This window comes from Nitrospirota bacterium, from assembly GCA_035516965.1.
Lineage (GTDB): Bacteria > Nitrospirota > UBA9217 > UBA9217 > UBA9217 > MHEA01.
The window spans coordinates 91,377-101,307 of record DATIZR010000041.1 but is presented as its reverse complement, the minus strand read 5'-3'; the positions used below and the strand labels follow the sequence as shown (position 1 = coordinate 101,307).

Below are 9,931 nucleotides of genomic sequence, written 5' to 3'. Positions count from 1 at the left end.
GGCAACGCCGACGTGCGCCGAGATCGCCATGTTCTGGAGGCACGTGACGTACTGCTCCACGACATAGCCGGGACGCTGCGTCAGGAACGGAAAGAGCGCGAGCAGGACCATACCGAGCAATGCGCGCCAGGTCATGGGGCGGTCGATCGCCGCGATCAGGAGCACCAGCACGATCGCGAGCGGTTTAATCGCTACTGCCAGGGCAAGCCAGAGCGTTGCTTGCCACCAGCGCGAACGGCTGACGTCGACCACGGCCATCAGCATCACTGCCGTCATCAGGAGCGTTGCCTGGCCGTTCCGGGCGCAGTCCCACACGATCGGGATCGCGACGAGGGTCATCAGGGGAAAGAGGTTTTTCCCCGAGCGCTCGGCAACGAGGCTGCCGAAGCTCCTGAGGGACAGGGCGATCGCACCGATGCTCACGAGCCGCCAGGCCATCTCTCCGGCCGCCCGCGGGAGGATCGCAAAGGGTGAGAACAGGATGGCTGCCTGCGGGAAATAGGTGAACCCGCCGATGCCGCTCATCTCATAGATCTGCTGCCCCTTGAACCAGGCCAGGGCCGCATACTGATATATGGGAAAGATGGACCGGCTGCTGTCATGAAGGATGATCGCAGAGGTCGCGAGGAACAGCACGGCCCAGCCTGCCCACGAAATCCATTCACTCCGTTTTTCACCAGCCTGCGCCAAGAATGTCTCCTTTGCTCCTCTGCATCACCGTACTGGAAAGCAAACCGAATCTAGCAGAATTGAAGGGCTGTATCAAGCAAATTCTGGTTCGATGCGTTGAACCGACTGATAGCAACATACTTTAACCACGGATGAACACGGATAAACTCAGATGGAAAGAATGTTTAAAATGCCGCATTCGTGATAAAGTCAAGAAAGCAGTCTTTGCGAGCGTAGCGAAGCAATCCCGTAATGCGTATCAGCCTGAAAAATCGAGATTGCCGCGTCGCTCCGCTCCTCGCAATGACAGCAATGAGGAATTCTTGCCAGATCATCACAAATGCTCTTCACCGGAATTCAGATACTTCCTGTTGTTATCTGTGTCCATCTGTGTTTATCTGTGGTTACCTGCTCTTGCTATGTTTTGCCCCTCCGGTATTTGCACCTTGACAACATTCTCCGGGTACCTTATAACACAGCAGTATTTCTTTGACGGCTGACCGCATCCAGTGCCGGGCGCGACCCGTGCTCCCATGAAAAAAAACCTGCTCACCATACCCGTGCTGCTCGTGATCTTCGTCCTCTGGATCACGCCCGGCCTCGTGGGCCGCGACCCCTGGAAGGCGGACGAGCCCTACACCTTCGGCATCGTGCAGGACATGGTCAAGACGGGCGACTGCGTGGTGCCGTCGCTCACGGGCGAGCCCTTCATCGAGAAGCCGCCGCTGTACTTTATGACCGCGGCCCTGTTCGAACGGATATTCTCGCCCGTCCTGGACCCCTTCGTCGCGACCCGCCTGGCCACAGTACTCTATATGTTCCTTGCTCTCCTGTTCTTCGCGCTCGCGGCCGGGGAGCTGTTCGGCAGGGAGCACGCAGCCATCTCCGCCATCCTGCTCATGGGCTGCATCAGCCTCCAGGTCACGGCCCACAAGCTGATCACCGACGCCGCGCTCTTCGCGGGCTTCTCCATTGCCCTGTACGGGCTCGCGCTTGCGCGGCGGCGCCTAAGCTGGGGAGGCTTCTGGCTCGGCACCGGCGTTGGCATCGGATTTCTGTCCAAGGGGCTGATCGCTCCCGGCGTGCTCGGCATCACGGCCGTGGCCCTTCCCCTGCTCTTTTCGCAATGGCGGCGGAAAGAATATGTTCTCTCCCTCGCGATCGCCCTGGCGGCCGCGCTCCCCTGGCTCGTGATCTGGCCCACGGCTCTTCATCACCGGTCTCCCGGGCTGTTCGTGCAGTGGTTCTGGAACCAGAACCTCGGGCGGTTCCTGGGCGTCAATGTCGGGTCCGCGGGGTTCAACCCGGGCTCCCCCGATGCCCACAGTTTCTATCTTCTGAACCTGGCCTGGCTTGCCTGGCCCGTCGTGGTCCCGACCTGCTGGTCGCTCTGGTTCTTCAGGAAATCCTGGCGCGAGCACCCGGTGTTCCAGATTCCCTTCGTTTCTTTTGTCGTGCTCATCGCCGTGCTGAGCTCGTCGACCACCAACCGCGTGCTCTATGCCCTGCCGCTGCTCATCCCGGCCTCGCTGATCGCGGTGCCTGCGATCGAACCGCTGCCTGCACGGGTAAAGGCATTGGGAAATTGGGCTGCGATCCTCTTCTTCGGCATCACGGCGCTCGTGATCTGGCTCGGCTGGTTCGCAATGATGACCGGGACGCCTGCGGTGATCGCCGGGAAGCTGCACGATTTCCAGCCTGACTACGTGCCTTCTTTCGAACCCGTGCTGCTTGCCGCGGCGGTCTGCTACAGCCTGGCCTGGCTGCTCGTCGTCACGAAGCTTACCAGCAAGCCGGAACACTATGTGCTGAACGGGACCCTCGGGGTCATCCTCGCCTGGGCGCTCATCATGACGCTCTGGCTGCCGGCCCTGAACGCCGGCTCGAGCTATCGCGCCGACTTCCTGGACCTGAAAAAATCCCTGCCCGGGCAATACTCCTGCGTGGCAAGCATCGGCCTGGGAGAATCGGAGCGCGCAATGCTCGAGTACTTTACAGGCCTGCGGACGCGGCGGATGGAGCTCTACGGCACGGGGGACTGCGATCTGCTGCTCGAACAGCGTTCCGGAAAGGCGGCATCCCTGGTCAAGCCGGAGTGGCAGAAGGTGTGGGAGCACCGGCATCCGAGCACCCGGCCCAAGGACATCTTTGCGCTGTATCAGAAAGAGCGAAAATAAAGATTGCTTTGTCGCAGCGCTTCTCGCGATGATACGCTGGAAGAGGTAGGTCCTGAGTAAGTCTTCTTGCTGTCTTTGCGAGCCGAAGGCGAAGCAATCTCGCTTATGGCTCGGGATAAACTTCGCAGTCCCGGTTATAAAGGAATCAATATCTTCGAGATTGCCGCGTCGCAAGAAACGCTCCTCGCAATGACATTTCGAGAGTTTTTCGGAAACCTTCCCGTAAATGCCTTGGTATAAACGGACCGGCCGGGGCAGCACACACGATGGGCCGATGCCACAAGAAACAAAAAAGGCAGGCATTCAGTTGATGAATGCCTGCCTTTCGTTCTCATGAGGGAGAGGGCTTATTTGCCGGCCTTGAGATTCTGCAGGAGCTGCCTGATCTCCGGGGCGTCGGCAGCGGTCGGCGCAAGCTCGAGGTATCGCTCGAACGCCTTCGCAGCGGCTTTCTTGTCGTTGAGGTCATAGGCGAGCACAACGCCCAAGTTGCGGTTCGCGTTCAGGTGATTGGGGTCGATCTTGAGCGCTTTCTTGTATTCCTCGACGGCCTGCTGCGGCTTTCCGGAGTTCTTGAGGCAGGTGCCCATATCAACGCGCACGTTCACGTTCTGCGGGTCCAGGGTGAGGGACTTCTGATAGGCATCTACTGCCTCGGCGAACCGTCTCGAATCCATGAGAGCGTTCCCGAGCATGGTCCAGGCCTCGGCGTTGGTCGGCGCCTGCTTTGCAAGCTGCTCCAGCTGCCTGATCTCATCCGGCGACTTCGTCATCGCCGTCCCCGGGACGGGAGCCTGGCCTTTGGGCTCCTCGCGCTGCTGCGTGCAGCCGGCCGAGACCACCAGAACGAGCGCGGCGAACAGGAATGTTCTCTTCATGAAGTCCTCCCCCCTCCGGAAACGGTATTGTCAAGAATTAACCACAGAGCGCACAGAGAAATCTTTCAATCTCAAAACGATTGAGGCTTCAGCCTTTTATGAACGAGCAGCAGTAATCGGACAGTTTCCTGACCTTCAGCTTGAACTTGGCGTTCGCAGCCACCTCGAAGGACTGACCGCCTGCGATCGTTTTCCAGGTCTTGTCTCCCGGCAGGAGCACGTCCAGGTCTCCGGAGAATATTTCCATGATCTCCTTGTCGCCGGTGCCGAACTCGTATTCCCCGGGCAGCATCACGCCGAGCGTTTTCTTCGATCCGTCGCCGAACAGGACCGTCCTGCTCGTGACCTTCCCGTCAAAGTAGACGTTCGCCTCGCGAACGACGGTTACGTTCTTGAACTCCGACATGCCGGACAACTCCTTTCGCTGCATCTCCTGCACGGGTGCAATTGCAGCCTGCAATGCTCTTTGTACACTTCTCACGACAGTCTGTCAATCCAAAAATCCGACGGTCCCGATGACCAAACAAGCACGAAGCGCCAAACTCCTCTTAATTCCTGACTCTTAATTCCTAACCCGGACAAGCCGGATCAAAACCAGAAGCTAAAGGCGTCTCTCGCGGAGCACGCGGAGGACGCAGAGTTTAAAACCAAAACCCGAAAGTCTTTCATGGTGAATTATTTTTTGATTTTCTCTGCGAGCTCTGCGCCTCTGTGAGATATTTTCTTGCCGTTTTGTAAAGAAATTGATTTGAAGTTCCTAATTCCCAACCCCTCCCGGCCTTCCTACCTCGTCAGGTGCCGGTACTTGATCCGGTGGGGCTGGTCCGCGTCCGCGCCCAGCCGCTTCTTCCGGTCCTCTTCATACTCGGAATAGTTACCGTCAAAGAAGACCACCTTGCTCTCCCCCTCGAAGGCAAGGATGTGGGTCGCGATCCTGTCCAGGAACCAGCGGTCGTGGCTGATCACGACGGCGCAGCCGGCGAAGTTCTCGAGGCCCTCCTCGAGCGCCCGCATGGTGTTCACGTCGATGTCGTTCGTGGGCTCGTCGAGGAGCAGCACGTTCGCCTCTTCCTTCAGGATCCGCGCCAGATGCACGCGGTTCCGCTCGCCGCCGGACAGCACGCCGACCTTCTTCTGCTGGTCCGTGCCGCCGAAGTTGAACCGCGACACGTAGGCGCGGGAGTTCATCAGGGCCTTGCCGAGCTGGACCTGCTCCTGGCCGTCGGTGATCACCTGCCAGATCGTCTTGTTCGGGTCGAGCACATCGCGGCTCTGGTCCACGTACCCGAGCTTCACCGTCTCGCCGATCCTGATCGCGCCCTTGTCGGGCTTATCCTGGCCCGTGATCATGCGGAAGAGCGTGGTCTTGCCCGCGCCGTTCGGACCGATCACGCCCACGATGCCGCCCGGCGGGAGCATGAAGGACATGTCCTCGACGAGGATGTTGTCGCCGTAGGCCTTGGTCACGTTCTGCGCTTCGATCACGACCTTGCCGAGCCGCGGTCCCGGCGGGATGTAGATCTCGAGCTCCTTGGCCCGCGCCTCCCCCTGCTTGCTGAGCAGCTCCTCGTAGGAGCTGATGCGGGCCTTTGACTTCGCGTGCCTGCCCTTGGGCGACATCCTGATCCATTCGAGCTCGCGCGACAGCGTCCTCTGGCGGTCGCTCTCGGTCTTCTCCTCCTGCTTCAGGCGCTCCTGCTTCTGCTCGAGCCAGGATGAGTAGTTCCCCTTCCACGGGATGCCCTGGCCGCGGTCGAGCTCGAGGATCCAGCCGGCCACGTTGTCCAGGAAGTACCGGTCGTGGGTCACTGCAATGACCGTTCCCTCGTATTTCTGGAGATGGTGTTCGAGCCAGGCAACCGACTCCGCGTCGAGATGGTTCGTGGGCTCGTCCAGCAGCAGGATGTCGGGTTTCTGAAGAAGCAGCCTGCAGAGCGCCACGCGCCGCTTCTCGCCTCCGGAAAGCACTTTCACGTTCGTGTCGCCGGGGGGGCAGCGGAGGGCGTCCATGGCCATGTCGAGCCTGCTGTCCAGCTCCCAGGCGTTTGCGTGGTCGAGCTTCTCCTGCACGTCGCCCTGCCGGGCAATGAGCTTCTGCATCTCGTCGTCGGACATGGGGTTGGCAAAGGACTCGTTGATCTTGTTGTACTCGTTCAAAAGATCGACGGTCTGCTGCACGCCCTCTTCCACGCACTGGCGGACGGTCTTTGCAGGATCGAGCTTCGGCTCCTGCTCGAGGAATCCCACGGTGTACCCCGGGGACAGCACCGCCTCGCCCACGAACTCCTTGTCCGCTCCCGCCATGATCCGGAGCAGCGAGCTCTTGCCCGACCCGTTCAGGCCCAGGACGCCGATCTTCGCGCCGTAGAAATAGGACAGATAAATGTCCTTCAGCACCGGCTTTTTGTCGTAGAACTTCCCTACTCCCACCATGGAGTAGATGATCTTGTTCGGTTCGGCAGCCATGTTTGCTCAATACCTCCGTTTGAAATGCAGGCTCTTTTGTACACTCCCCGGGCCCTCCTGTCAATGGGAAAAGGAAGGCCGGGAACGGGCCGTTTGGGCCCGTGCACTGGCGACTCTTCGGGCGCGGTACCGGAAACAGCATCGCCCTCCGTTGACAAACAGTCCGTCTCCTGATAGTCTCATGACATGACCGAGACGACGCGTGTGATGCACACCTGCCCCAACTGCGGCATGCCGATCGAGGAAGACCGGTACGTAAAGCGGCGGGACGGGACCTATCGCTGCGAGCACTGCTACTTCGCCGATACCTACCTTGATGGGATCGTCCAGCGCATGGAAACGGGCTACCTGGTCACGCTCGAGGCGCTCGTGAGCGCCATCGACGCCCGGGAGCATGAGGTCGGGAGCCATTCGCTCCGGGTGACCGAATTCGCCCTCGTGATCGGCAATGCCTTCGGCATGCGGGGGAGGGACCTCGTGGACCTGTACTGCGGGTCGCTCCTCCACGACATCGGCAAGATCGGCGTGCCCGATGCCGTGCTCATGAAGGCCGGGCCCCTCGACCCCGCGGAGCTGGCCGCCATGCAGAAGCACCCCGAGATCGGCTACCGCATCATCGGCCATATCGGCTACTTCAGCAGGGCCGCGGAGATCATCCGCTGTCATCACGAGCACTTCGACGGTTCAGGCTACCCCCGCGGGCTCAAAGGCGAGGAGATCCCGGCCGGCGCCCGCGTATTCGCCGTGGCCGATGCCCTGGACGCCCTGACCGTGACGCGCCCCTACCACAAGGCAGTCCCCTTCGACGAGGCTGCTGAGGTGATCACGGCCGCCTCGGGCACGCGGTATGACCCTGCGGTGATCGAGGCCTTTTGGAAGGCATCGGCCGAGCTCAGAGAGTATATCGGGAGGATCTTCATCGATATGGAGGAATCCCTGCAGGATGACCTCTCCGGCATGATAGGATAAGAGGCCGCGCATCATCCTTGCTGTCCGCCCTCCTTCGGGCTCCGATCCCCCTCCGGTCCAACCCCCGCCGTCGTCAGCGCGCTCATCATGCCGTATGCCTTCAGCCGCTCCAGATACTCATGGCTCCGCACAAAAAAAGACCCGGCATAGGCGAGCGAATTGAGCGAGATGTCCTGCACGTGCTCCCGGGACCGGGGGACGAGCAGCATCCATGTCCGGGCGACCAGCAGGCAATAGGGCGCGGAGTGCCTGGTCGTCCGGCCCGGCGAAGGCGTCCGCATGCCGAGCTCCTGCAGCATATCGCAGTACCGCCCAAAGGTTTGGCGGGCCGCATCATTGGGAAAGGTTGCAAGCCCCGGTTCGAGCCGCACAAAGGAATGCAGAAAGGGAAATGCCGGCACCCGGGAGAGGCCGTGACCCGGAGGCGCCTGCGCGAGCAGCGGCTCCATTGGCACAACGGGCCCCTCCGGAGCGAGCGGAAGCGGCACGAGCTGAAGATGCTTATGCTGCTGGCTCGCGCCTGCCTCGCGGCCTCCGTTGTAGAAGCCGAGGCTGTCGTACTCGCTCAGACATTGCCAGAGCGCCTCGAAGTCCTGCGGCGTGAGCAGCGCGTCCTGGTCCTCGAACTTCCGCGTGACGAGCAGGAGATGGTTCTCCACCACGTTGAACTTGTTCAGGACCGCCACATGCCCCGGCCCGACATCTCCTACGATCAGGTCGGGTTCCGGCGGAAGAAAGGGGTTCGCCTGCCTGCCCTGCTGCGATGCGCTGTCCTGCGCCCGGCGCGCCTCGTCCTTGCGGCTCAGGCTCTCGAGCACGCGCACGAAATAGCGAACGCCCTTCTCCTCCACAAAGGCGCGACCGGTGGGAAAGGAAAAAAGGGCGTTGGCGGCAAGGGCACGCAGCGTCGACGATGTCAGGCGCTCCCACAGTGTTCCCTTTGGTATGACCATGGATGAAGCCCCCTGGCTGGTGATGATCCCTTGGCAGCGGTGTAGATTATAGCATGGAGTGAAGAAAAATCGACCCCCTCCTTGAAAAATTCCTGGCGGGCGGGTACTATGCCGACCATGATGCAGGTCATAGTCTCCTTTCCTGAAGAGGAGTATTGTAGGATCGGAAGAGAGAAGACTCTCTCGCAATGAACCCCACAAGGAGGCGAACCATGCAGGCATTGAATGTAACCACGATCATCCCCCGGGACAGGCATCCGCTCATCTTCAAGACCTTTGACGGGCTGAACAAGGGCGAGTCGTTCGTTCTCGTGAACGACCATGATCCCAAACCGCTCTACTACTCGTTCCTGCACGAGCGGGAGGATCAGTTCACCTGGGAGTATCTGGCCCAGGGCCCGGAGGAATGGAAGGTTCAGATCACCAGGAAATGACAGCGCGGGAGGATGGAAGGCGGCATGTACCTGAACATTGACTACGGCAAGTGCGAGGGGTGCGGAGGGTGCGCGGAGGCCTTTCCCGAATTCTTCGAGATGCGGGATGGGAAGGCATGGGTCATCAATCCCGGCACGTTCGTTCTGGAAAAGAACCAGGGCGTCATGACCATCTGCCCCTATTATGCGATCTCTGTGGAGTGACCGGTCCGGCTAAACATTGAACCGGAACAGCATGATATCCCCGTCCTTGACCACGTAGTCCTTGCCTTCGGAACGAAGGAGTCCCGCGGCCTTGACAGCCTGCTCGGTCTTGAGCTTCATCAGATCGTCGTAGTGGAAGACCTCGGCGCGGATGAACCCCTTTTCGAAATCCGTGTGGATCTTGCCCGCGGCCTGCGGAGCCTTCGTGCCCTTCGTGATGGTCCAGGCCCGCACTTCCTTCTCCCCCGCCGTGAAATAGGTGATGAGCCCGAGCAGTTCGTAGCCGGCACGGATCATCCGGTCAAGCCCCGATTCCTTGAGGCCCATGCCGGCGAGGTATTCCTTCCGCTCCTCAGCGGGCAGCTGCGCGATCTCGCCCTCCACCTGTCCGGAGATGACGACGACCACGGCCCCTTCCTCCGCCGCGATCCGCCTCACCGCGTCTACCATCGGGTTCGGTTTGTTCACCATGTCCTCGGCCACGTTCGCCACGTACAGCACGGGCTTGGCGGACAGGAGATTGTAGCTCTTGAGCCACGCCGCCTCGTCATCTGAATGGCTCGCCCGCCGGACCGGCTCTCCCCGGCTCAACATGTCCTTGATCCGCTTCATGAAGGCTGTCTCATCGGCGACCTTCTTGTCCCCGGTCTTGGCGAGCTTCTCCGATTTGAACAGCCGCTTCTCGATCGCGTCCAGGTCCGCAAGCATGAGCTCCGCCTCGATCACCTCGATGTCGGCCTTCGGGTCGACCGCGCCGGCCACATGGATCACGTTCGGGTCCTCGAAGCAGCGGACCACGTGTGCGATGGCGTCCACTTCCCGGATGTTGGCGAGGAACTTGTTCCCCAGCCCCTCTCCCTGGGCGGCCCCCTTGACCAGACCGGCGATGTCCACGAACTCCATGGTGGTCGGCGTCAGCTTTTTCGGCTGGTAGATCCCGGCAAGCGTCTGGAGCCGTTCATCGGGCATGTCCACGACCCCGACGTTGGGATCGATGGTCGTGAAGGGATAATTGGACGCCTGCGCCCCTGCCGAGGTCAGCGCGTTGAAGATGGTGGACTTGCCCACGTTCGGCAGACCCACGATGCCGCAGTTGAAACCCATGGAGAACTCCTTTTAAACGACATAACCACGGATGAACACAGACGGACACAGGTGAAAAATCAATCAGGAAATAACTA

10 protein-coding genes are annotated in these 9,931 nt (G+C 60.5%); 4 read left to right on the top strand and 6 right to left on the bottom strand.

All coding sequences use genetic code 11. The annotated features are described in order from the left end of the window. Positions 1-690: glycosyltransferase family 87 protein (locus tag VL197_05705; GenBank protein ID HUJ17471.1), on the bottom strand; the 690-nt coding region annotated here is incomplete at its 3' end. A 512-nt stretch (positions 691-1,202) separates the two neighbouring features. On the opposite strand from VL197_05705, the gene VL197_05700 reads away from it, so the two are divergent. Beyond that, positions 1,203-2,846 carry a glycosyltransferase family 39 protein gene (locus VL197_05700; GenBank protein ID HUJ17470.1) on the top strand — a complete coding sequence of 548 codons (1,644 nt, stop codon included), beginning with the start codon at positions 1,203-1,205 and terminating at the stop codon, positions 2,844-2,846. A gap of 347 nt (positions 2,847-3,193) precedes the next feature. Here the strand turns inward: VL197_05700 and VL197_05695 are convergent, their stop codons facing one another. The 3 genes from VL197_05695 to ettA form a co-directional block, all read right to left on the bottom strand. Continuing rightward, on the bottom strand, positions 3,194-3,724 hold the full coding sequence (locus VL197_05695; GenBank protein HUJ17469.1) for a tetratricopeptide repeat protein: 531 nt from the start codon (positions 3,722-3,724) through the stop codon (positions 3,194-3,196). A gap of 88 nt (positions 3,725-3,812) precedes the next feature. Next, positions 3,813-4,130 carry a pyrimidine/purine nucleoside phosphorylase gene (locus VL197_05690; protein ID HUJ17468.1) on the bottom strand — a complete coding sequence of 106 codons (318 nt, stop codon included), beginning with the start codon at positions 4,128-4,130 and terminating at the stop codon, positions 3,813-3,815. A gap of 377 nt (positions 4,131-4,507) precedes the next feature. Further along, a complete protein-coding gene (ettA, locus tag VL197_05685; protein ID HUJ17467.1) occupies positions 4,508-6,190 on the bottom strand; it encodes an energy-dependent translational throttle protein EttA in 1,683 nt (560 codons plus the stop codon). A gap of 186 nt (positions 6,191-6,376) precedes the next feature. On the opposite strand from ettA, the gene VL197_05680 reads away from it, so the two are divergent. Further along, positions 6,377-7,159: an HD domain-containing phosphohydrolase gene (locus VL197_05680; GenBank protein HUJ17466.1), complete on the top strand. Its 783-nt coding sequence runs from the start codon at positions 6,377-6,379 to the stop codon at positions 7,157-7,159. A gap of 11 nt (positions 7,160-7,170) precedes the next feature. On the opposite strand, the gene VL197_05675 is transcribed toward VL197_05680, so the two are convergent. Continuing rightward, positions 7,171-8,112 (bottom strand): phosphorylase, encoded by a 942-nt coding sequence (locus VL197_05675; protein ID HUJ17465.1) that lies wholly within the window; start codon positions 8,110-8,112, stop codon positions 7,171-7,173. Positions 8,113-8,324: 212 nt separating this feature from the next. Here VL197_05675 and VL197_05670 point away from each other — a divergent pair, with 212 nt between their 5' ends. Continuing rightward, the gene (locus VL197_05670) at positions 8,325-8,546 is read left to right on the top strand and encodes a DUF2249 domain-containing protein (protein HUJ17464.1); all 222 of its coding nucleotides are present in this window, start codon (positions 8,325-8,327) and stop codon (positions 8,544-8,546) included. Between the two features lie 24 nt (positions 8,547-8,570). Next, positions 8,571-8,750, top strand: a complete 180-nt coding sequence (locus VL197_05665) for a ferredoxin (GenBank protein HUJ17463.1) — start codon at positions 8,571-8,573, stop codon at positions 8,748-8,750. Between the two features lie 9 nt (positions 8,751-8,759). Here VL197_05665 and ychF read toward each other — a convergent pair whose 3' ends face one another. Then, positions 8,760-9,854 (bottom strand): redox-regulated ATPase YchF, encoded by a 1,095-nt coding sequence (gene ychF, locus VL197_05660; GenBank protein HUJ17462.1) that lies wholly within the window; start codon positions 9,852-9,854, stop codon positions 8,760-8,762. Positions 9,855-9,931: the final 77 nt, after the last annotated feature.